Consider the following 21,470-nt stretch of genomic DNA (forward strand, 5'->3'; position numbering starts at 1 on the left):
GGCCTCGGCCGCGCGAGGAGCGTCGGTCGCGCGAGTAGGGTCGGGCCATGCCGCCCGCCAAGAAGAAGCCGCGCACCTACGACGCCGCCAAGATCCGCGCGGCCGTCACCACCCAGTTCGGGCATGTCGCCGAGGCCGTACGGGCGTTGACCCCGCAGCAGCTGGAGCGGCCCAGCGGGGTCGGGGAGTGGTCGGTGGCCGAACTCGCCGCGCACCTCGCGTGGATCGCCGACTCCCTGGCCGGCAGCCTGGCCCGACCGCCCGGCGCCGTCGCGGAGCTGAGCGCCGTCGAGTGGCCCTTCGCCACCGGCTCCCTCGCCGGGCAGATCTCCGAGGCCGCCCGCGAGACCCTGACCGGGGCCCCGCTGCCCGAGCTGTACGACCGGGCCGCCGCCCGGATGGACGGGGCGCTGGCCGCGCACCCCGGCAGCCGGGTCCTCGACCTGTGGATCGGCGACATGACCCTCGCCGACTTCCTGGTCACCCGGACCGTGGAGCTGGTCGTGCACACCGACGACCTGAACCGGGCCCTGCCCGGTCTGGACGTCCCCGTCGACCGGCAGGCCCTCGCCGCCTGTACCCGCCTCCTCGCCGACTGCCTCGCCCTCAAGGCCCCCGGCGGCGCGGTCGAGGTGCGGATCCCGCCCTTCGCGGTGGTCCAGTGCGTCGAGGGGCCCCGTCACACCCGGGGTACGCCGCCCAACGTGGTGGAGACCGACCCGCTGACCTGGCTCCGCCTCGCGACGGGTCGTACCGCCTGGTCGGAGGCGCTCGACGCCGCCCGGGTCCGGGCCAGTGGCGAGCGGGCCGACCTCGCCGCGCTGCTGCCCCTGATGAGCTGAACGGGCGAACGGCGGAACCGGCGGGCGCCGGGTCCCGTCCCAGGAGCATGCGTACTCCCAGGACCTCCAGGACCCCCCGGCGCCTCGCCCCCGGCCTGGCCCTCCTCGCCGGGCTCGCCCTCACCGCCTGCCAGGGCGCGACCCCGCAGGCGGCCCTCACCCCCGACGGCCCCGGCTCCCCGCAGGCCACCCCGGACGCCCCGCTCGTCGCCACCACCTGGGTGGTCGACTCCGCCGCCGGGGCCGGAGCACCCGAAGGCCGGGCCCGCTTCGCGCTGACCCCCGAGGGGCAGGCCTCGGGGAACCTCGGCTGCAACCGCTTCAGCGCCCCGGCCACCGTGGAGGGCGCCACCCTCACCGTCGGCCCGCTGACCACCACCCGGATGGCCTGCGAGGGCTCGGCCGGCGCGGTGGAACAGGCCCTGACCGGCCTGTTCGGCAGCGGCCCGCTCACCTGGAAGATCCAGGCCCACACCCTCACCCTCACCGCGCCCGACGGCGGAACCCTCCGCGCGGAGGCCGCCTCGGCCGCCGAGTGAGGCCGCCCAAGCCGCCCGAGCCGCCGGGTACGCCCAAGCCGCCCAAGCCGCCCAAGCCGCCCAAGCCGCCCAAGCCGCCCGGGGCGCCGGCCCGAGCCCCGGGTCAGGCCGGGTAGGGCAGGAGGGTGGCGTTCGTCTTCTCCCAGGCCGCGCGGAGTTCCGCCAGCCGGGCCGGCTCCACGGCCGCCTTGTCGGCCTGCTCGCGGACGTCCCCGGCCAGGTTGAACAGCTGGTCCCGGCCCGACTTGCCCTGGTAGTACTTCCAGTCGCCCCGGCGCAGCGCACGCTCCCCGCGCACCCGCCAGAACAGGTTCCGCTCGGCGACCTTCTCGCCCCGCAGCAGGTACCCGGCGAGGCTCACCCCGTCGAGGGGGTAGGCGCGGTGCGGGCGGGTGCCCGCCAGCTCCAGCAGGGTCGCCGTCCAGTCCGGGCTGAAGACCGGCACGTGGCTGACCTGGCCGCCGTCCAGCCGCGCGGGCCAGCGCACGATGTTCGGCACCCGGATCCCGCCCTCCTGGAGGGAGGCCTTGTTGCCCGACAGCGGCCAGTTGTAGGAGAACCGCTCGCCGCCGTTGTCGCTGGAGAACACCACGAGGGTGTCGTCCTCCTGGCCGGAGCGCTTGAGGGCCTTCAGCACCTCGCCGATCGACCGGTCCAGGTCCTCGACCAACTGCTTGTACTTCTCGACGGAGCCGCCGTCCTGGTGCCACAGCGCCCGCGCGTCGCCCGCCTTGATCCGGCGGACGATCTCGGCGCTCTCCTTCGTGTCCCCCTCGGCTATCCACGGCCAGTGCGGGGTGGTGAAGTTGAGGTTCAGCAGCCACGGCTTGCCGTGGTGGTCGCGGGAGACGTACTCGCTCGCCCGCTCGGTGATGATCTTCGTGTAGTAGCGCAGGTCCTTGTACTCGGCGTCGCCCTCGAAGAGGTCGTACTCGCCGCCCAGGCCCAGCTTCGAGTAGTACTCCAGCGCACCGCCGAAGTTCCCGAAGAACTCCTCCCAACCCGACTTGGTCGGGCTGTAGTCCGGCAGGGACCCCGCGTGCCACTTGCCGATGAGGGCCGTGGCGTAGCCGGACTCCTTCAGCAGCGAGGCCAGCGTCGGGTGGGTGGGCTCCAGACCCGCCGACTTGTCGGCGATCGGCTCCGCGAGACCGCCCTTGGTCCGGGCCGGGTAGCGGCCCGTGTACAGGCTGAACCGGGTCGGGGAGCAGGTCGCCGAGCCGGAGTACGCGTCGGTGAACCGCACGCCCTGGCGGGCCAGTCGGTCCAGGTTCGGGGTCTTGATGTGCGGGGCGCCGTACGAGGAGAGGTCCGACCAGCCGAGGTCGTCGCCCAGGATGAACAGGATGTTCGGACGCCGGGAGCCCCGCCCCCGGGCGGCCTTGAACTCCCGCTCGTCGGGCCCGGCGTACTGGGCCTCGAAGGGCCCGGACCCGGCGGCCGAGGCGGGCGCCGCCGCGGCACCCAGCCCCACCGCCGCGGCGGCCGCGGTCACACCCACGGCGCCGCCGAAGGCACGCCGGGACAGGGGGGATTCGTTCGTACTCACAGGTACTCCAAGGCACGGCCCGCCGGCCCGCTCCGGGCGGCGCGGGACGGCGCACGGCACGGCGGAGCGGGCTGGACGGGGCAGGAAGTCAGACGGGGGACGGCGCGACGGCCGACCCGGAGGCCGGCTCGGGCCGGAAGGGGTGCGCCACGGCGCGGCGGAGGACTACGCGGGGCAGCGACAGATGGCGCTCGCGACACGGACCAGGTCCACGTGCCGGCGCTCTACGAGGGTGACGGAGCGGTCACCGAGGGGCTGCATGGGGCGGAAGCCTGTACGAACGCACAGGTACCTGTCAACCAGGCCATTCCGGATATCGAGACGGCCACCCCCCGTGACCCGCCGCGCACCCGCCGGCAACACCCTGCGGTCACCCTCCGCACGGGCTACCGGACCGTCCGCACTGTGACCTTTCCCGGCGGTCCCCAATTCGGACCGGTGGTCGATCTCGCCTACACTCGGAGCCGTGCCTCGTGGTGATGGACGACTCAACCACGACCTGCTCCCCGGTGAGAAGGGCCCCCAGGACGCTTGCGGCGTCTTCGGTGTCTGGGCTCCGGGTGAAGAGGTCGCCAAGCTCACCTACTTCGGACTGTATGCGCTACAGCACCGCGGACAAGAGTCCGCGGGAATCGCTGTGAGCAACGGTTCCCAGATCCTCGTCTTCAAGGACATGGGCCTCGTGTCCCAGGTCTTCGACGAAACCTCTCTCGGCTCGCTCCAAGGTCATATCGCGGTCGGTCACGCCCGCTACTCGACCACCGGAGCCTCCGTCTGGGAGAACGCGCAGCCCACTTTCCGCGCGACCGCCCACGGCTCGATCGCCCTGGGTCACAACGGCAACCTGGTGAACACCGCCGAGCTCGCCGAGATGGTCGCGGACCTCCCCCGTCAGGACGGCCGTGCCACCCAGGTGGCGGCCACCAACGACACCGACCTGGTCACCGCCCTCCTCGCCGGACAGACCGACGAAGACGGCAAGCCCCTGACCATCGAGGAGTCGGCCACCAAGGTCCTCCCGAAGGTCAAGGGCGCCTTCTCCCTCGTCTTCATGGACGAGGGGACCCTCTACACCGCCCGTGACCCGCAGGGCATCCGCCCGCTGGTCCTCGGCCGCCTTGAGCGCGGCTGGGTGGTCGCGAGCGAGACCGCCGCCCTCGACATCTGCGGCGCCAGCTTCGTCCGCGAGGTCGAACCGGGCGAGCTCATCGCGATCGACGAGAACGGCCTGCGCACCTCGCGCTTCGCAGAAGCGAAGCCCAAGGGTTGTGTCTTCGAGTACGTCTACCTGGCGCGCCCGGACACCGACATCGCCGGCCGGAACGTGTACCTCTCGCGTGTCGAGATGGGTCGGCGCCTCGCCAAGGAAGCCCCGGTCGAAGCCGACCTGGTCATAGCGACTCCGGAGTCGGGCACGCCCGCCGCCGTCGGGTACGCCGAGGCCAGCGGAATTCCGTTCGGGGTCGGCCTGGTCAAGAACGCCTACGTGGGCCGGACCTTCATCCAGCCCTCGCAGACGATCCGCCAGCTCGGCATCCGTCTCAAGCTCAACCCCCTCAAGGAAGTCATCCGCGGCAAGCGCATGGTGGTCGTCGACGACTCGATCGTCCGCGGCAACACCCAGCGCGCGCTCGTGAAGATGCTCCGCGAGGCCGGTGCGGCCGAGGTCCACATCCGGATCTCCTCCCCGCCGGTGAAGTGGCCGTGCTTCTTCGGCATCGACTTCGCCACCCGGGCCGAGCTGATCGCCAACGGCATGACGGTCGACGAGATCGCCACGTCGATGGGCGCGGACTCGCTCTCGTACATCTCGCTCGACGCGATGATCGAGGCGACGACCATCCAGAAGCCCAACCTCTGCCGTGCCTGCTTCGACGGCGAGTACCCGATGGCGCTGCCCGACCCGCAGCTCCTCGGCAAGCAGCTCCTGGAGACCGAGCTCGCGGGCGGCACCGACGCCGCCGACGCGCTCCGCCGCCCCTGAATCCCCGCTCCCCTGCCCCACCTGCGCCGGGCCCTGTCTTTCAGGCTTTTCCCAGGGCCCCGCACCACCCGCAGTAACGACACGAAAGCTCTCCCTGTCATGACAGAGAAGACCACCGGTGCCAGCTACGCAGCCGCGGGCGTGGACATCGAAGCGGGCGACCGCGCCGTCGAGCTGATGAAGGAGTGGGTGAAGAAGACGCAGCGCCCCGAGGTCCTCGGCGGCCTCGGCGGTTTCGCCGGCCTCTTCGACGCCTCCGCCCTCAAGCGCTACGAGCGCCCGCTCCTGGCCTCCGCCACCGACGGGGTGGGCACCAAGGTCGACATCGCCCGTCAGATGGGCGTCTACGACACGATCGGCCACGACCTGGTCGCGATGGTCATGGACGACATCGTCGTGTGCGGCGCCGAGCCGCTCTTCATGACGGACTACATCTGCGTCGGCAAGGTGCATCCCGAGCGTGTCGCGGCCATCGTCAAGGGCATCGCCGAGGGCTGTGTCCTCGCCGGCTGCGCCCTGGTCGGCGGCGAGACGGCCGAGCACCCGGGCCTGCTGGGCCCGGACGACTTCGATGTGGCGGGTGCGGGCACGGGTGTCGTCGAGTACGACCGGCTCCTGGGAGCGGATCGCATCCGTACGGGGGACGCCGTCATCGCGATGGCATCCTCCGGCCTTCACTCGAACGGGTACTCGCTCGTCCGCCACGTGCTCTTCGACCGGGCCGGGATGTCCCTGGACGCCCACGTCGAGGAGCTGGGCCGGACCCTCGGCGAGGAACTGCTGGAGCCGACCAAGATCTACTCGCTGGACTGCCTCGCCCTCACCCGGACGGCCGAGGTGCACGCGTACTCGCACATCACCGGCGGTGGCCTCGCGGCCAATCTGGCCCGGGTGATCCCGGACCACCTCCACGCCACGGTCGACCGCTCGACCTGGACCCCGGGCGCGATCTTCGACCTGGTCGGCAAGGCCGGCGCGGTGGAGCGGCTGGAGCTGGAGAAGACCCTGAACATGGGCGTCGGCATGATGGCCGTGGTCCCGCAGGAGTCGGTGGACGTGGCCCTCACCGCGCTGGCCGACCGGGGCGTGGACGCCTGGGTCGCCGGCGAGATCCTGGACCGTGGCGACCACGCCGAGGGTGCGACCCTCACCGGGTCCTACGCGGTCTGAGCAGCACTGAAACCCGGTCCGGGGTGTATCCCTGGACCGGGTTTCTGTTTGGATGAGGCGTCAGCTCGCCCGGGAACCGCCGTGCAGGAGGATCTGCGCGTCAAGCCCCGCGACGATGCGCCGACGGACCGGACTGTTCGTCCTCGTCGTCGTCGTCATCGCTGTTGTACAGAGCCGCGTACTTGGCGTACGGGTCGTCTTCGTCATCATCCTGATCGTCATCGACCTCGACCGGCACGCTAATAGGCAGCGGCTCCGTCGGCGATGCGCCCAGCTCGTTGGCCAGACGCGAGAGATCAGTCCCGCCGCTGTTGTACTTCAGCTGGCGGGCGACCTTTGTCTGCTTGGCCTTGGCCCGGCCGCGCCCCATGGCTCGACCCCCTCGGTGACGGGGCTCGACGGCCCCAGAGTCTGACACGCGTTCATGGTTCGGAGCGGGCTCTCCGTGGAGAGACCGTCCGTAGGGGTTTAACGGTACCTGCTTCCGCGGCCATACGGTACGCCGCCCGCATGACACGCCTTGCCGCAGGACCAGCGGGACACCCCGTACTCGCTGGTCAGCTGCGATTTTAACGCTTTCCGGGCCGCCGACCCGCCGAGGCACAGTGAGTTCCGTCTCGCCATGCCCCGGCGGGCCCCGCACGGCTAGGCCTTACGGGCCGCAGCGCGGGTGGCGAGGGCCTCCGCCATCCGCTGTTCGGCGATCCGGTCGGCCGCGGCGGCCGGCGGGATGCCGTCAGACTTCGCACGTGCGAATATTGCCAGGGTGGTGTCGAAGATCTTCGCCGCCTTGACCTTGCACCGGTCGAAGTCGAAGCCGTGCAGCTCGTCCGCGACCTGGATGACCCCGCCCGCGTTGACCACGTAGTCCGGGGCGTAGAGGATCCCTCGGTCCGCGAGGTCCTTCTCCACACCGGGGTGGGCGAGCTGGTTGTTGGCCGCGCCGCAGACGACGGTCGCGGTGAGCACCGGGACGGAGTCGTCGTTCAGCGCGCCGCCGAGGGCGCAGGGGGCGTAGATGTCCAGGCCCGCCGTGCGGATCAGCGCCTCGGTGTCGGCGACGGCGGAGACCCGGCCGCCCGGGTGCCGGCCGAGGATCTCGTCCACGGACTCCGTGCGCACATCGGTGATCACGACCTCGGCGCCGTCCTCCAGGAGGTGCTCCACGAGGTGCCGGCCGACCTTGCCGACGCCCGCGACGCCGACCTTGCGGCCGCGCAGGGTCGGGTCGCCCCACAGGTGCTGGGCGCTGGCGCGCATGCCCTGGAAGACACCGAAGGCGGTGAGGACCGAGGAGTCGCCGGCGCCGCCGTTCTCGGGGGAGCGGCCGGTGGCCCAGCGGGTCTCGCGGGCCACGACGTCCATGTCGGCGACGTAGGTGCCGACGTCGCAGGCGGTGACGTAGCGGCCGCCGAGGGACTCCACGAACCGGCCGTAGGCCAGCAGCAGTTCCTCGGACTTCAGCACGTCCGGGTCGCCGATGATCACGGCCTTGCCGCCGCCGAGGTCGAGACCGGCGAGGGCGTTCTTGTACGACATGCCGCGCGCGAGGTTCAGCGCGTCACGGACGGCCTCCTCGTCGGAGGCGTACGCGTGGAAGCGCGTACCGCCGAGGGCCGGGCCCAAGGCGGTGGAGTGGATGGCGATGACGGCCTTGAGGCCTGACGCTCGGTCCTGGCACAGCACGACTTGCTCGTGGCCGCCCTGTTCGCTGCGGAACAGGGTGTGCAGGACGCCGTCGGTCATTTCGGTCACGGTGGTGACTCCCATGGAAGAGATGCGGCGGAAAGACGCCCGCCCTGCGGGTGGGGGAGGGCGCGCTGGGAGCAGCGTAAGACCTGCGGGGCGTACGGGAAGCCCCTGTCCGGGGATCGGAACGCGGCCCTCGCGGGAGCGGTTCCCGGGCGCGCCGGAGGTGAAGGAGCGCCCCAAAGGGGGCAGTACGACAGCGTGAGCGAATCCCCCGACCCGAGGCCGCCCTCCGTGCGCCCCCTGCCCGTGGTTCCCTACGCCTCCTACCTGCGCGTCTACGAGCCCCTGGTGGCCTTCCCGGAGCCGGAGCGCACCCATTGGGCGGCGTACGCCCGGCGCGGGTCCACCCCCACCGCCCAGGACGAACTGCGCCGCTCCCTGACCGATTTGGTGCGGGTGCCGGTGGTCGGGGTCCCGGAGCGGGAGAGCGGGGACGCCTTCACAGCGGAGCTGGACGGGCTGCTGCTGGTCTGCCCGTGGCGGACGCGGCTGCGCGGCTGGCTGGCGCTGCGCGAGCTGGTGGAGAACCTCCCCCTGCCGGTGCTGGACGCGGCGCTGCCGGCGCCGGCGCGCCTGCGGGCGTCGGAGGAGTACGAGGTCTGGCGCGAGCGGAACCCGGACGCGCGGCCGTGGATCCGGACGGGGGTGTGGCAGGTGCCGCTGCGCTGGTTCGTCCTGGTGGCGGACGAGGAGCGGGACTACCTCCCGGGCGAACGGCTGCGCTACCGGACGCCGATGGTCCAGGCCCGCCGACGCCTGGCGCGCGGGCTGAGGACCCTGCGGGAGGCGGAGGGGTACGGGCAGCTCGCGGAGGGGCTGGTCGAGGTCGGCAGCTGGCTGGAGGAGTTCCACCCCGGGTCGATGGTCGAACTGGACTACGGGGGGCTGCTGCACGCGCTGCCGGCTGACGGGCTGGCCGGCGACCGCTCGGCCCGCGATCTCGCGGCGGGGATCGCGGCGCTGCGGGCGGAGGACTACGAGGGGGCGTCGGAGGTCTACGGGGAGCTGGCGCTGCGCTGGAGGGCGGTGCGGGAAAGACTGTTCGCCAACTAGGCCGTCTCTTTCGATCCGAACGTGACGTGGATCATGAAACGGCCCGGATCGGGGACCCCACGCGTACCGTGCGTATCGCCTGTATCGGCTGATCGGCCATAAACAGCAGATCAGGGCCTTGATCGTCGCATTGGGGTCTTAGTTCCGGGACCTACGTCCCGATACGGGCCATTGGCTCAAGCGTGACGGACCGCACTATCTACACCCTTGCACCCTTCCCCTACCCTCGTGCCAAAATAGGACAAGGAGTCCGGGGAGGGTTCCATTCGTCCAACTATGGGCGGAATGCTCGGCATTGCACTCTATGGGGGGTCTCGTGACTCCTGATCGCTCTGTGACTGATCGTCACAGTGGGGTGACTGTCCGCTATGGGACGGTCCATCGGCTTCCGCCGCTGATGAACACCTCGGAGGGCAATTCCATCGGTTTGGCCCTTGGGGCTGGACGGATGGTGTAGTTGTAGTGCCGAGGACAAGCCGTTCGTCCTATAACCGACTCGGCCTGCGTATGTCCATTTCGGGCACCGTGGGCCAAGGTGCAGAATTTAGAGGAAAGAACCGAGATGGTTCGGTTCTCCCGAGGAGGCCGCTCATGACCGCTCGCACCCCTGATGCCGAGCCGCTGCTGACCCCGGCTGAGGTTGCCACGATGTTCCGCGTGGACCCGAAGACGGTCACCCGCTGGGCCAAGGCTGGCAAGCTCACGTCCATCCGCACCCTGGGTGGACACCGCCGCTACCGCGAGGCTGAGGTTCGCGCACTGCTTGCGGGAATTCCGCAGCAGCGCAGCGAGGCCTAGGCCCCGCAACACCCCGCTTTAACGGGTTCATATCGGGTCCCCCAATCCGATGAAACCCACCTTGCTTCAAAACGGCGAGCCTGCCCCAACAGGCTCACAGTCGTTCGGTCGCGCTGGACTCCGCCGGGTCCAGCGCGATCTTTTTTTATGCCCGGAGAGAGCCGGTTTCACGAGAGGCGCGGACCGCCCGACGGGTGGGTGCCATTGCACATATAAAATCGACCTGGCGTAGGAGTCCGATAAACGTACGAGTCTCAAAAACTCGTGTGGTGACTCCCGTCACAGTTGATCACTCTTGTGCAACCGTCAATGCACCCCGTAAGGGGATCTCCGGCACAGAGCGGACTCGGCCGAACGAGGGATTCCCCCGCCGTGGGCGACGGGCGCGTCCGGCTCGCCCTGAGGGCCCTGGAGGCCCCGGTGGGGGCGGGTCGGGGGGTGAAGGGCGCGGATGGCCCGTTCGGCGCTCCTGGAGCCGTCCAGGGCGTTTCGCGCGCTGCGGATGATCATGATCGGGGCGCTCCGGCCCACCGGAGCGTCGAGTCGCCGCTCCCGACCGCCGGGCCACCGCTCCCGGTTGGCCGCCGAGTCGACGTTCCGGCGGCCCGCTCCCGGCCGCGTACGTCCTCGCGGGCGCGTGCGGGCGTACGCACCTCGCGTCACCGGACAACGCATCAGGGCCCGTATCCCCTGGGGGATACGGGCCCTGATGTCACTGCGAACCTGACGGGACTTGAACCCGCGACCTCCACCTTGACAGGGTGGCGAGCTAACCAACTGCTCCACAGGTCCTCGATTTGCGGCCGATTGCCCGGCTGCGAAACCGACTGTACAGCAGGTCAGGGGGTGCAGTCGAACCCGATCACGGAGCGAGGGCGTCGACGGCCTTCACGATGCGCTTGTCGGAGATCGGATAGGCCGTGCCCAGCGCGTGCGCGAAGTAGCTGACCCGCAGTTCCTCGATCATCCAGCGGATCTCGGTGACCGCCTTGGGCACCGGCCGGCCCTTCGGAAGCTGCTCCAGGAGCCACAGGTACTCGTCCCGCATCGCGTGGACCTTCTCCATGCGCGCGGTGTCGCGTTGGGCGCCCGTGGGCATCTGCTGGAGCCGCCGGTCGGCCGCCACCAGGTAGCGCATCAGGTCCGGCAGGCGGCGCAGTCCGGCGAGGGTCACGAAGCCGGCCGGCACCAGGGCCGCCAGCTGTGCCTTCACGTCGGCCACGTTCGCCATCAGGGTCAGGCTGTTGGTGGCCTTGAGCCGCCGTTCGCAGGCCTGCCACGCCGCCAGCACCTGCTGCACCTGCGTGACGGTCCGTACGGTCGTGTCCACCAGATCGGCCCGCACGGCTTCGTAGAGCTTGCGGAAGCCGGCCTCGTCCCAGGCCGGGCCGCCGTGGTCGGCGATCAGCTTGTCCGTCGCGGCGGTCGCGCAGTCGTCGAACAGCGCCTGGACGGAGCCGTGCGGGTTCCTGGACAGGGCCAGCTTCTGTTGGTTGCCGAGGTGGTCCGAGGCGAACTTGGACGGGTTCACCGGGATGTTGAGGAGGATCAGCCGCCGGGTGCCGAGCCACATCGCCCGCTGCTGCTCGACCTCGGTGTCGAAGAGGCGTACGGAGACGCTCGCTCCGTCGTCCACCAACGCCGGGTAGGCCTTGACCGGCTGGCCGGCCCGCCGGGTCTCGAAGACCTTGGTCAGGGTCCCGATCGTCCAGTCCGTCAGCCCGGCGCGCTCCAACGACTCCCCGCCCGCGCGTTCGGCGGTGGCCGCCGCGGCCTGGGAGAGCGCCTGGCGGGCCTTGGGCTTGAGCTGGAGCCGCAGGGCCTCCAGGTCCTTGGCCTCGGCGAGGTTCTTGCGGCGCTCGTCGACGATCCGGAAGGTGATCTTCAGGTGGTCCGGGATCCGGGTCAGGTCGAAGTCGTCGGCCGCGACCGGCACCCCGACCATCCGGTGCAGCTCGCGCGCGAGGGTGACGTGCACCGGCTCCTGCAACGGCTGCGCCGTGGCCAGGAAGCGGGTCGCGAAGTTCGGCGCGGGCACGTAGTGCCGGCGGATCGGCTTCGGGAGGGAACGGATCAGCTCCGTGACCACCTCCTCGCGCAGACCGGGGATCTGCCAGTCGAAGCCCTCGTCGGTGACCTGGTTGAGCACGTGGAGCGGGATGTGCACCGTCACGCCGTCGGCGTCCGCGCCCGGCTCGAACTGGTAGGTCACCCGGAACTTCAGCCCGCCCTGGTGCCAGGAGTCCGGGTAGTCGGCCTTGGTGACCCCGGCCGCCTTCTCGGTCAGGAGCATCTCGCGCTCGAAGTCGAGGAGTTCGGGCTCCTCGTGCTTCTTCTGCTTCCACCAGGAGTCGAAGTGCGCCCCCGAGACCACGTGCTCCGGGATGCGCTGCTCGTAGAAGTCGAAGAGGGTCTCGTCGTCGACCACGATGTCCCGGCGACGGGCCCGGTTCTCCAGCTCCTCGACCTCGGTCAGGAGCTTGCGGTTGTCGGCGTAGAACTTGTGGTGCGTGCGCCAGTCGCCCTCGACCAGCGCGTTGCGGATGAACAGCTCGCGCGAGACTTCGGGGTCGATCCGGCCGTAGTTGATCTTCCGCTGGGCGACGATCGGGACCCCGTACAGGGTCACCTTCTCGTACGCCATCACGGCGGCCTGGTCCTTCTCCCAGTGCGGCTCGCTGTACGTGCGCTTGATCAGGTGCTGGGCGAGCGGCTCCACCCACTCCGGCTCCACCTTGGCGTTGACCCGCGCCCACAGCCGCGAGGTCTCCACCAGCTCCGCCGACATCAGGAACTTCGGCTGCTTCTTGAACAGCGAGGAGCCCGGGAAGATCGCGAACTTGGCCGACCGGGCGCCCAGGTACTCGTTCTTGTCGGTGTCCTTCAGACCGATGTGCGACAGCAGACCGGCCAGCAGGGAGATGTGGACGCTCGTCTCCGGGGCGTCCGCCTCGTTGACGTGGATCCCCATCGACTTCGCCACCGTGCGCAGCTGCGAGTAGATGTCCTGCCACTCGCGGATCCGCAGGAAGTTCAGGTACTCCTGCTTGCACATCCGGCGGAACGACGAGGAGCCGCGCTCCTTCTGCTGCTCGCGGACGTAGCGCCACATGTTCAGGAAGGAGAGGAAGTCGCTGGTCTCGTCCTTGAACCGGGCGTGGTTCTGGTCCGCCTGCGTCTGCTTGTCCGAGGGCCGCTCGCGCGGGTCCTGGATCGACAGGGCCGCCGCGATGACCATCACCTCGCGGACGCAGTTGTTCTTGTCCGCCTCCACCACCATGCGCGCCAGCCGCGGGTCGACCGGCAGCTGGGACAACTGGCGGCCCAGGGGCGTCAGCCGCTTCTTGTGGTCCTTCTCCGACGGGTCCAGCGCGCCCAGCTCCTGGAGCAACTGCACGCCGTCGCGGATGTTGCGGTGGTCCGGCGGGTCGATGAAGGGGAACTTCTCGATCTCGCCGAGGCCTGCGGCCGTCATCTGGAGGATGACCGAGGCCAGGTTGGTGCGCAGGATCTCCGCGTCCGTGAACTCCGGACGGGACAGGAAGTCGTCCTCGGAGTACAGCCGGATGCAGATGCCGTCGCTCGTACGTCCGCAGCGGCCCTTGCGCTGGTTGGCGCTGGCCTGCGAGACCCGCTCGATGGGCAGCCGCTGCACCTTGGTGCGGTGGCTGTAGCGCGAGATGCGGGCGTTGCCCGGGTCGATCACGTACTTGATGCCCGGGACGGTCAGGGAGGTCTCGGCGACGTTCGTGGCGAGCACGATCCGCCGACCCGTGTGCTGCTGGAACACCCGGTGCTGCTCGGCGTGCGAGAGGCGCGCGTAGAGGGGGAGGACCTCGGTCAGGCGCAGCTTGCGCTTCTCCAGGGCGTCCGCGGTGTCGCGGATCTCCCGCTCGCCGGAGAGGAAGACCAGGACGTCGCCGGGGCCCTCCGACTGGAGCTCGTCGACGGCCTCGCAGATCGCCGTGATCTGGTCCCGGTCGGAGTCCTCGGAATCCTCTTCCAGGAGGGGGCGGTAGCGCACCTCCACCGGATACGTACGGCCGCTGACCTCGACGACCGGGGCCTCGCCGAAGTGCCGGGAGAACCGCTGCGGGTCGATGGTCGCGGAGGTGATGATCACCTTGAGGTCGGGGCGCTTGGGCAGCAGCGTCGCCAGGTAGCCGAGCAGGAAGTCGATGTTCAGCGACCGCTCGTGCGCCTCGTCGATGATGATCGTGTCGTAGGCGCGCAGCTCGCGGTCCGTCTGGATCTCGGCCAGCAGGATGCCGTCCGTCATCAGCTTCACGAAGGTGGCGTCCTGGTTCACCTGGTCGGTGAACCGGACCTTCCAGCCGACGGTCTGCCCGATCTCGGACTTCAGCTCCTCGGCGATCCGCTCCGCGACCGTGCGGGCCGCGATCCGGCGGGGTTGGGTGTGCCCGATCATGCCCCGGACGCCGCGCCCCAGCTCCATGCAGATCTTGGGGATCTGCGTGGTCTTGCCGGAGCCGGTCTCGCCGGCGACGATCACGACCTGGTGGTCGCGTATCGCCTCGGCGATCTCGTCCTTCTTCTGGCTGACGGGCAGGTTCTCGGGATATGTGACCTCCGGCATCCGCGAGGCGCGCGCGGCCAGTCGCGCGGCGGCCTTTTCGGCCTCCGCGGCGATCTCGTCGAGTACGGCCTGCTGGGCCTCGGGCTTACGGATGCGGCGGGCGCCTTCGAGGCGGCGGCCGAGGCGGTGCGCGTCACGGAGGTTGATCTCACCGAGAAGCGTCTGCAGGGCGGCGAAGGAAGTAGACATACCTGGTCGAGGATCTCACCTGGGGCCGCCGGGTGGCGAACGCATTTGTGCCCCTCCCCGTACCATTTCGGGACGAGTCCCCCAGTTCCGTGAGTGAGAGGCGGCCCACCTTGTCCCGCCGATGCCGCCCGAGCCGCCCGTCGGTGGTCGCCGCGGCGCTGCTGGCGGTACTGGCGGTGCTGCTGGGACCCGCCCTGTCGGCCGCCTCCTTCCCGTCCGGGCCGTTTGCGAAGCCCGTGATCCCGGTGGCCTCCGTCTCTGCCGCTGCCTCCGTTTCCGCGCCCGCGCCCGCCCCCGCTTCCGTCGCCCTCGCCCCCGCCCCGGCGGAGGGGCCCGCCTGCCGGCCCGGCGGGAGCGGGCAGGAACCCGGCGCGCCCGCCCTGCCGACGCGCCCCGGCGCCGACCACGCGCAGCTCACGGCGGCCCGCCCCGCGCCCGGAGGGGAACGGCCGCGCGGGGGCGAGCCCGCACGGGCCCCCGTACGCGGCCCCGACCGCCCGACACCGGGCCCCGTCGAACTCTCGATCCTGCGGGTCTAGGCCGTCCCTCCCGGATCCCGGCGGGATCCCGGACGCGACGTCCCGCGCCGGGCGGTGGCCTTCGCCGCCGCCCGGTGCCCACCTTGCCCCCGCACCTGGAGCGCACCCGCATGTCCCCTTCCGCCACCCCGAAGACCACCCCCAAGGCCGGCCGCAAGCCCCTGCTGATCTCCGCCGGGGTCGCCGTCGCCGCGATCACCCTCGGCCTGGTGTCCTGGCAGGCCACCGCCCCCGCCGGCGAGCCCCGCGAGAACGCCGCCGGCTCCTCCGCGAGCGCCGCGCCCGACTCCGCCCTCGACTCCGGGCCCGTCGCGCCGGAGCTGCTCGCCCTGGCCCGCCGCGAGGCGGGCGACAAGCTCGCCGTCGGCCGCCCCGACGCCCCCGTCGTCCTCATCGAGTACTCCGACTTCAAGTGCGGCTACTGCGCCAAGTTCGCCCGCGACACCGAACCCGCCCTGGTGAAGAAGTACGTCGACGCGGGCACCCTGCGCATCGAGTGGCGCAACTTCCCGATCTTCGGCGCCGAGTCCGAGGCCGCCGCCAAGGCCGCCTGGGCGGCCGGGCAGCAGGACCGGTTCGCCGCCTTCCACTCGGCCGCGTACGCCGCTGACGCCAAGGAGAAGGGCTTCGGCGAGGAGCGGCTCACCGAGCTGGCCCGCGAGGCCGGCGTCCCGGACCTGGAGCGGTTCAAGACCGACCTGGCCGGGGACGCGGCCTCCGCCGCCCTGCGCGAGGACCGGGAGGAGGGCTACCGGATCGGGGTCCGGTCGACCCCGTCCTTCCTCGTCAACGGGCAGCCCCTCGCGGGCGCCCAACCCCTGGAGGCCTTCGCCGCGGCCATCGCTCGGGCCGAGGCGGCGGCGAAGAAGTGACCGGCATCGGATACCTGGCCGCCCTGCTGGGCGGCCTCCTCGCCCTGCTCAGCCCGTGCAGCGCCCTCCTGCTGCCCGCCTTCTTCGCCTACTCGATCGATTCCCGCTCCCGCCTCCTCGCCCGCACCGGGATCTTCTACGCGGGCCTGGCCTCCACCCTCGTGCCGCTGGGCGCGGCCGGCTCGTACGCGGGCCGCTTCTTCCACGAGAACCGCGACGGCCTGGTGCTCTTCGGCGGAGCGCTCGTCATCGCGCTCGGCCTCGCCCAGATCCTCGGCCTCGGCTTCGTCCCGAAGCGGCTCACCGAGCTGTCCGGCCGGATCCGCCCCACCACCGCCCTGTCGGTCTACGCCCTCGGCGCGGTCTACGGCCTGGCCGGCTTCTGCGCCGGACCGATCCTCGGCAGCGTCCTGACCGTGGCGGCGGTCAGCGGCAGCCCCGTCTACGGGGGCCTGCTGCTGGCGGTCTACGCCCTGGGGATGGCCGTACCGCTCTTCCTGCTGGCCCTGCTCTGGGAGCGCTTCGACCTCGGCCGCAAGCGCTGGCTGCGCGGTCGCCCGCTGCGGCTGGGCCGCCTCGAACTGCACACGACCTCCCTGCTGTCGGGGCTGTTCTTCATCACCCTGGGCGTCCTGTTCCTGGCCTACGACGGGGCGAGCGCCCTACCCGGGCTGCTGGACGTGGACGACTCGTACGCCGTCGAGCGGTGGGTGGGCTCCTTCGCGAACGCCGTCCCGGACTGGGCGCTGCTCGGGCTGATCGGCGCCGGCGCCGTGGTCTTCGGGCTGTCCCGGTGGCGGCGCGCGGTCCGCGCGGAGGCGGCGGCAGGGCCCGAGGGGTGAGAACGCGGAAGGCCCCGTCCGATGGACGGGGCCTTCCTTATGTGGCTGGGGCCGGGGTCGAACCGGCGACCTATCGCTTTTCAGGCGATCGCTCGTACCAACTGAGCTACCCAGCCACGAGACCGTTTCCGATCTCAGCGAACCTGACGGGACTTGAACCCGCGACCTCCACCTTGACAGGGTGGCGAGCTAACCAACTGCTCCACAGGTCCTTGCATTGTGCGAGAACAAGTCTCGCACAAGGTGTTGCGTACCCCCAACGGGATTCGAACCCGTGCTACCGCCTTGAAAGGGCGGCGTCCTGGGCCACTAGACGATGAGGGCTAAAGGCCCGCCGGGCACTTTCCAGCGCGTCGGGGACGTCAGAAGCATATGGGATCGGGGGAGCTATCGCCAAAACGGTTTCCTCCCGGGGGACAATGACCGGGTGCTGGAGATGACGCGCGAGGAGTTCGAAGAGCTCGTCGCAGAGGCCCTGGACCGCATTCCGCCGGAGCTGACGCGGCTGATGGACAACGTCGCGGTGTTCGTCGAGGACGAACCCCCGTCCGACGATCCCGAGCTGCTCGGCCTGTACGAGGGCACCCCGCTCACCGAGCGCGGCGAGTGGTACGCCGGGGTGCTGCCCGACCGGATCACCATCTACCGCAACCCCACGTTGCGGATGTGCGAGGACCGGGAGAGCGTGGTCGCCGAGACGGAGGTGACCGTGGTTCACGAGATCGCCCACCACTTCGGCATCGACGACGAGCGGCTCCACGCCCTGGGCTACGGGTGAGCGGCGCCCCGGCGGGCGAGGGTCGGGTGCTCGCGGCGGTCGCGGCGGGCGGCGTCGTCGGGGGCTCGGCGCGGTACGCGGTGGGCCTGCTGTGGCCGGCGGACGGCCCGACCGCCTTTCCGTGGGCCACCTTCTGGATCAACGTCTGGGGCTGCGCGCTGCTCGGCGTGCTGATGGTGCTCGTCGCCGAGGGGGGCCGACGCGCGCATCCGTTGGTGCGGCCCTTCGTAGGGGTGGGAGTGCTCGGCGGGTTCACCACCTTCTCCACCTACGCCCTGGACGTCTCCCGACTGCTGGACGAGGACGAGGCCGGACGGGCACTGGCGTACGCCGCCCTGACCGTGGTCGGGGCGATGGGCGCGGTGTGGGCGGCCGCCGTCCTGACCCGGCACGCCGTGCGGGGGCGTACGTGAACTGGCTGTTGGTGGCGCTCGGGGCGGCCGTGGGGGCGCCGTTGCGCTACCTGACCGACCGGGCGCTGAAGTCCCGTCACGACACCCCCTTCCCCTGGGGCACCCTCGCCGCGAACGCCGCCGCCTGCCTGCTGCTGGGCGCGATCGCCGGGGCGACGCTGGCCGGGGCGGGCTCCTCGGAGCTGTCGCTGCTGCTCGGGACGGGGCTGTGCGGGGCCCTCAGTACGTACTCGACCTTCTCCTACGAGACCCTGCGGCTGGCCGAGGACGGCCAGGGCCTGCTCGCCGCCGCGAACGTCCTGACGTCCGTCCTGGTGGGGTTGGGCGCCGTCCACCTCGGCTCGGAACTGGCCGGGCAGCTGTTCGCGTAAGGGGCGTGTCTCTTACGGGGTAAAGGGAGTTGGGCTCATTGACCCGCCCAACGCGGACCCCCGCCGCAGTGTTCCGGAGGTGCCCCGTGCGCCAATTGCCCGCTTCCCTCAGATTGGCCGTCTGCGCCCTCGCGGTCGCTGCGTCGGCCGGTTGCATGAGCGTCGGCGAGAAGGCGGCGAAACCCGGACCGGCCGCCTCCGCCGGCGGCAAGGACGTCTCCGGGGCCGGTGCGGCCTCCGCCGGGCACGGCTCCGGGCTCCACGGCAACGCGCACGGCGGCAAGGACGGTACGGGAAACCCCGACGGCAAGGCCGGTGAGCCGGGCAAGGCCTCCGGGGCCACCGGGGCCTCCCCGAGCCCGGGCGCGCCCGGGAAGCCGGGGCAGCCCTCGCCGTCGGCCGGCCCCGGGGGCGGGGCCGGCGGGCAGGGCGGCCAGGTGCCGTCCGGCGGGGGCTCCGGTTCCGGGTCGGGGTCCGGGGGGTCGGGCTCGGGCGGAGCCGGTGCGGCCTCGGGATCCGGTGGATCGGGCTCCGGGGGATCCGGATCGGGAGGGTCCGGCTCTGGTTCGGGGTCGGGCGGGTCCGGGTCGGGCGCCGGCGGGGCAAATTCCGGTTCCGGTACGGGCGGATCCGGGGGGCCCAGCGTCCCGCCGGTGGTGGAACCGAGCCCGCCTGTGACGCAACCCACGCCCGGAGATGCCGGTTCGAGTGGCGGGGAGGCAAGTCCGGTGTAAAGCTGGATGAATGCGCGGGTCCGATGAGGGCTGCGCAGCGCACCCGGCTCGACCAGGCTCGGGCGTTCTTGCAGGTCAGAACCGATTTTGCGGGAACGACTTGCCAGACCCCGGGTAGGGTGCGTATGGTTATAGATCGTTTGATCCCATTGCCCGGCGCCGAATCCGAAGAGCGCCGTGTGGCGCGTACTCTCCCAAGCCGTGGCTGACCGCATTGAGGCGGTCGATTTGCGATTCACGGAGTTTGGGCGCGTGCCGAGACTCCGGAAGGTTTCGCATTTCGCATGTCCATTTCCAGTTCTGACCGTTCCGTCATGCCCGAGAACGACTCCAACGACGAGATCGTCACTGCCGAGACCCTTGCGGTCACCGAGGCCATGGAGGCCATCGAGGCGGAGGAGATCATCGAGGCCCTTGAGGCCGACGTGACCTCCGAAGAGATCTCCGACTCGGCCATCGAGGCCGACGAGAACGACGAAGACGCCGAGCCCGCCGAGCCCACGCTCTCCTTCTCGGACCTCGGTCTGCCCGAAGGCGTCGTGCGCAAGCTCGCGCAGAACGGTGTCACCAGCCCCTTCCCGATCCAGGCCGCGACCATCCCGGACGCCCTGGCCGGCAAGGACATCCTCGGCCGCGGCCGCACCGGCTCCGGCAAGACCCTCTCCTTCGGTCTGCCCGCCCTGGCCCGACTGGCCGGCGGCTTCACCGACAAGAAGAAGCCCCGCGCGATCATCCTCACGCCGACCCGTGAGCTCGCGATGCAGGTCGCGGACGCCCTCCAGCCCTACGGCGACGTGCTCGGCCTCAAGATGAAGGTCGTCTGCGGCGGTACCTCGATGAGCAACCAGATCTACGCCTTGGAGCGCGGCGTCGACGTCCTCGTCGCCACCCCGGGCCGTCTGCGCGACATCATCAACCGCGGCGCCTGCTCCCTGGAGAACGTCGAGGTCGCCGTTCTCGACGAGGCCGACCAGATGGCCGACCTGGGCTTCCTGCCCGAGGTCACCGAGCTGCTCGACCAGATCCCCGGCGGCGGCCAGCGCATGCTCTTCTCCGCCACCATGGAGAACGAGATCGGCACCCTGGTCAAGCGCTACCTGACGAACCCCGTCACGCACGAGGTCGACAGCGCGCAGGGCAACGTCACGACCATGACGCACCACGTCCTCGTCGTGAAGCCGAAGGACAAGGCGCCGGTCACGGCCGCCATCGCCGCCCGCAAGGGCCGCACCATCATCTTCGTCCGCACCCAGCTGGGCGCCGACCGCATCGCCGAGCAGCTCATCGAGTCCGGCGTGAAGGCCGACGCGCTGCACGGCGGCATGACGCAGGGTGCCCGTACCCGCGTCCTCGCGGACTTCAAGGACGGCTACGTCAACGCGCTCGTCGCCACCGACGTCGCCGCCCGCGGCATCCACGTCGACGGCATCGACCTGGTCCTCAACGTGGACCCGGCCGGCGACCACAAGGACTACCTGCACCGCTCGGGCCGTACCGCCCGCGCCGGCAAGTCCGGTGTCGTCGTGTCGCTGGCGCTCCCGCACCAGCGTCGCCAGATCTTCCGCCTGATGGAGGACGCGGGCGTCGACGCCTCGCGCCACATCGTCCAGGGCGTCGGCGCGTTCGACCCCGAGGTCGCCGAGATCACCGGTGCGCGTTCGCTCACCCAGGTCCAGGCCGACTCGGCGAACAACGCCGCCAAGCAGGCCGAGCGCGAGGTCGCCGACCTCACCAAGCAGCTGGAGCGCCTGACCCGCCGTGCCGGCGAGCTGCGCGAAGAGGCCGACCGCCTCGTCGCCCGCTCCGCCCGCGAGCGCGGTGAGGACCCGGAGGCCGCCGTCGCCGAGGTCGTGGAGGCCGCCGAGGCCGAGGTTGCGGCTTCCGTCGCCGCCGTCGCCGAGCCGGTCGCCCAGGAGCGCACCTTCGAGCGTCGCGACGACCGCGGCAACTTCGAGCGTCGCGACAACCGCGGTGGCGACCGTGGTGGCTTCCGCCGCGACGACCGTCCGTCGGGTGGCTTCCGCTCCGGTGGTGACCGTCGTGACGAGAACCGTGGTGGCGGCAGCTTCCGCCGCGACGACCGTCCGTCCGGTGGCTTCAACCGCGACGACCGTGGTGGCGACCGTGGTGGCTTCCGCCGCGACGACCGTCCGTCCGGTGGTTCCGGTGGCTTCCGTTCCGGTGGCGCCGGTGGTGGTGGCGGCTTCCGTCGCGACGACCGTCCGTCCGGTGGTGGCTTCAACCGTGACGAGAACCGTGGTGGCGGCAGCTTCCGCCGCGACGACCGCCCGTCCGGTGGCTCCGGTGGCTTCCGTTCCGGTGGCGCCGGTGGTGACCGTCGTGACGACAACCGTGGTGGTGGCGGCTTCCGTCGCGACGACCGTCCGTCCGGTGGTGGCTTCAACCGTGACGAGAACCGTGGTGGCGGCAGCTTCCGCCGCGACGACC

At 71.0% G+C, this 21,470-nt stretch carries 18 protein-coding genes and 4 tRNA genes; 13 read left to right on the forward strand and 9 right to left on the reverse strand.

Annotated elements, in window-relative coordinates; genetic code table 11:
• The first annotated feature begins 47 nt into the window (after positions 1-47).
• On the forward strand, positions 48-842 hold the full coding sequence (locus ACIOD1_RS19345) for a sterol carrier family protein (RefSeq protein ID WP_365622213.1): 795 nt from the start codon (positions 48-50) through the stop codon (positions 840-842).
• Between the two features lie 47 nt (positions 843-889).
• Positions 890-1,381 carry an META domain-containing protein gene (locus tag ACIOD1_RS19350; protein WP_365622216.1) on the forward strand — a complete coding sequence of 164 codons (492 nt, stop codon included), beginning with the start codon at positions 890-892 and terminating at the stop codon, positions 1,379-1,381.
• A 103-nt stretch (positions 1,382-1,484) separates the two neighbouring features.
• On the opposite strand, the gene ACIOD1_RS19355 is transcribed toward ACIOD1_RS19350, so the two are convergent.
• Both ACIOD1_RS19355 and ACIOD1_RS19360 read right to left on the reverse strand, forming a co-directional pair.
• The gene (locus tag ACIOD1_RS19355; protein ID WP_401903519.1) at positions 1,485-2,930 is read right to left on the reverse strand and encodes a sulfatase; all 1,446 of its coding nucleotides are present in this window, start codon (positions 2,928-2,930) and stop codon (positions 1,485-1,487) included.
• Between the two features lie 165 nt (positions 2,931-3,095).
• Positions 3,096-3,191, reverse strand: coding sequence for a putative leader peptide (locus ACIOD1_RS19360; RefSeq protein ID WP_350877587.1), 96 nt, complete (start codon positions 3,189-3,191; stop codon positions 3,096-3,098).
• 205 nt (positions 3,192-3,396) lie between these two features.
• Between ACIOD1_RS19360 and purF the strand changes: the two genes are divergently transcribed.
• Together purF and purM are read left to right on the forward strand one after the other, a co-directional pair.
• Positions 3,397-4,914 (forward strand): amidophosphoribosyltransferase, encoded by a 1,518-nt coding sequence (gene purF, locus ACIOD1_RS19365; protein WP_365622222.1) that lies wholly within the window; start codon positions 3,397-3,399, stop codon positions 4,912-4,914.
• 99 nt (positions 4,915-5,013) lie between these two features.
• Positions 5,014-6,084: a phosphoribosylformylglycinamidine cyclo-ligase gene (gene purM / locus ACIOD1_RS19370; protein ID WP_365622225.1), complete on the forward strand. Its 1,071-nt coding sequence runs from the start codon at positions 5,014-5,016 to the stop codon at positions 6,082-6,084.
• A gap of 100 nt (positions 6,085-6,184) precedes the next feature.
• Here the strand turns inward: purM and ACIOD1_RS19375 are convergent, their stop codons facing one another.
• A complete protein-coding gene (locus tag ACIOD1_RS19375) occupies positions 6,185-6,454 on the reverse strand; it encodes a DUF3073 domain-containing protein (RefSeq protein WP_365622228.1) in 270 nt (89 codons plus the stop codon).
• 275 nt (positions 6,455-6,729) lie between these two features.
• Positions 6,730-7,854, reverse strand: coding sequence for a Glu/Leu/Phe/Val dehydrogenase dimerization domain-containing protein (locus ACIOD1_RS19380; RefSeq protein ID WP_365622231.1), 1,125 nt, complete (start codon positions 7,852-7,854; stop codon positions 6,730-6,732).
• Between the two features lie 180 nt (positions 7,855-8,034).
• Between ACIOD1_RS19380 and ACIOD1_RS19385 the strand changes: the two genes are divergently transcribed.
• Both ACIOD1_RS19385 and bldC read left to right on the forward strand, forming a co-directional pair.
• The gene (locus ACIOD1_RS19385; protein WP_365622234.1) at positions 8,035-8,889 is read left to right on the forward strand and encodes a hypothetical protein; all 855 of its coding nucleotides are present in this window, start codon (positions 8,035-8,037) and stop codon (positions 8,887-8,889) included.
• 591 nt (positions 8,890-9,480) lie between these two features.
• Positions 9,481-9,687, forward strand: a complete 207-nt coding sequence (gene bldC, locus ACIOD1_RS19390; protein WP_003949541.1) for a developmental transcriptional regulator BldC — start codon at positions 9,481-9,483, stop codon at positions 9,685-9,687.
• Between the two features lie 718 nt (positions 9,688-10,405).
• Here the strand turns inward: bldC and ACIOD1_RS19395 are convergent.
• Together ACIOD1_RS19395 and hrpA are read right to left on the reverse strand one after the other, a co-directional pair.
• Positions 10,406-10,479, reverse strand: a tRNA-Asp gene (locus ACIOD1_RS19395).
• A 70-nt stretch (positions 10,480-10,549) separates the two neighbouring features.
• Positions 10,550-14,473 carry an ATP-dependent RNA helicase HrpA gene (gene hrpA, locus ACIOD1_RS19400; protein WP_401903524.1) on the reverse strand — a complete coding sequence of 1,308 codons (3,924 nt, stop codon included), beginning with the start codon at positions 14,471-14,473 and terminating at the stop codon, positions 10,550-10,552.
• A 110-nt stretch (positions 14,474-14,583) separates the two neighbouring features.
• On the opposite strand from hrpA, the gene ACIOD1_RS19405 reads away from it, so the two are divergent.
• From ACIOD1_RS19405 to ACIOD1_RS19415, 3 genes are all read left to right on the forward strand, one after another.
• Entirely contained in the window at positions 14,584-15,012 is a 429-nt protein-coding gene (locus tag ACIOD1_RS19405; protein WP_401903526.1) for a hypothetical protein, read from the forward strand.
• A 110-nt stretch (positions 15,013-15,122) separates the two neighbouring features.
• The gene (locus ACIOD1_RS19410) at positions 15,123-15,884 is read left to right on the forward strand and encodes a thioredoxin domain-containing protein (protein WP_365622242.1); all 762 of its coding nucleotides are present in this window, start codon (positions 15,123-15,125) and stop codon (positions 15,882-15,884) included.
• Positions 15,881-16,726, forward strand: a complete 846-nt coding sequence (locus tag ACIOD1_RS19415) for a cytochrome c biogenesis CcdA family protein (protein WP_401903528.1) — start codon at positions 15,881-15,883, stop codon at positions 16,724-16,726. The genes ACIOD1_RS19410 and ACIOD1_RS19415 overlap by 4 nt, the downstream gene beginning before the upstream one ends.
• Before the next feature lie 42 nt (positions 16,727-16,768).
• On the opposite strand, the gene ACIOD1_RS19420 is transcribed toward ACIOD1_RS19415, so the two are convergent.
• From ACIOD1_RS19420 to ACIOD1_RS19430, 3 genes are all read right to left on the reverse strand, one after another.
• Positions 16,769-16,842, reverse strand: a tRNA-Phe gene (locus tag ACIOD1_RS19420).
• 22 nt (positions 16,843-16,864) lie between these two features.
• Positions 16,865-16,938 (reverse strand) — tRNA-Asp (locus ACIOD1_RS19425).
• Between the two features lie 39 nt (positions 16,939-16,977).
• A tRNA-Glu gene (locus tag ACIOD1_RS19430) sits at positions 16,978-17,050 on the reverse strand.
• Positions 17,051-17,153: 103 nt separating this feature from the next.
• Between ACIOD1_RS19430 and ACIOD1_RS19435 the strand changes: the two genes are divergently transcribed.
• From ACIOD1_RS19435 to ACIOD1_RS19450, 4 genes are all read left to right on the forward strand, one after another.
• The gene (locus ACIOD1_RS19435) at positions 17,154-17,504 is read left to right on the forward strand and encodes a metallopeptidase family protein (protein WP_365622248.1); all 351 of its coding nucleotides are present in this window, start codon (positions 17,154-17,156) and stop codon (positions 17,502-17,504) included.
• Positions 17,501-17,917 carry a fluoride efflux transporter CrcB gene (gene crcB, locus ACIOD1_RS19440; protein ID WP_365622251.1) on the forward strand — a complete coding sequence of 139 codons (417 nt, stop codon included), beginning with the start codon at positions 17,501-17,503 and terminating at the stop codon, positions 17,915-17,917. Before ACIOD1_RS19435 ends, crcB (ACIOD1_RS19440) begins: the two co-directional genes overlap by 4 nt.
• Positions 17,914-18,288: a fluoride efflux transporter CrcB gene (crcB, locus tag ACIOD1_RS19445; protein WP_365622254.1), complete on the forward strand. Its 375-nt coding sequence runs from the start codon at positions 17,914-17,916 to the stop codon at positions 18,286-18,288. Before crcB (ACIOD1_RS19440) ends, crcB (ACIOD1_RS19445) begins: the two co-directional genes overlap by 4 nt.
• Before the next feature lie 1,018 nt (positions 18,289-19,306).
• Positions 19,307-21,470: DEAD/DEAH box helicase (locus tag ACIOD1_RS19450; protein ID WP_401903529.1), on the forward strand; the 2,164-nt coding region annotated here is incomplete at its 3' end.

Origin of the sequence: Streptomyces sp. NPDC088097, assembly GCF_044741845.1 — a bacterium.
In the GTDB taxonomy this organism is placed as follows: Bacteria; Actinomycetota; Actinomycetes; order Streptomycetales; family Streptomycetaceae; genus Streptomyces.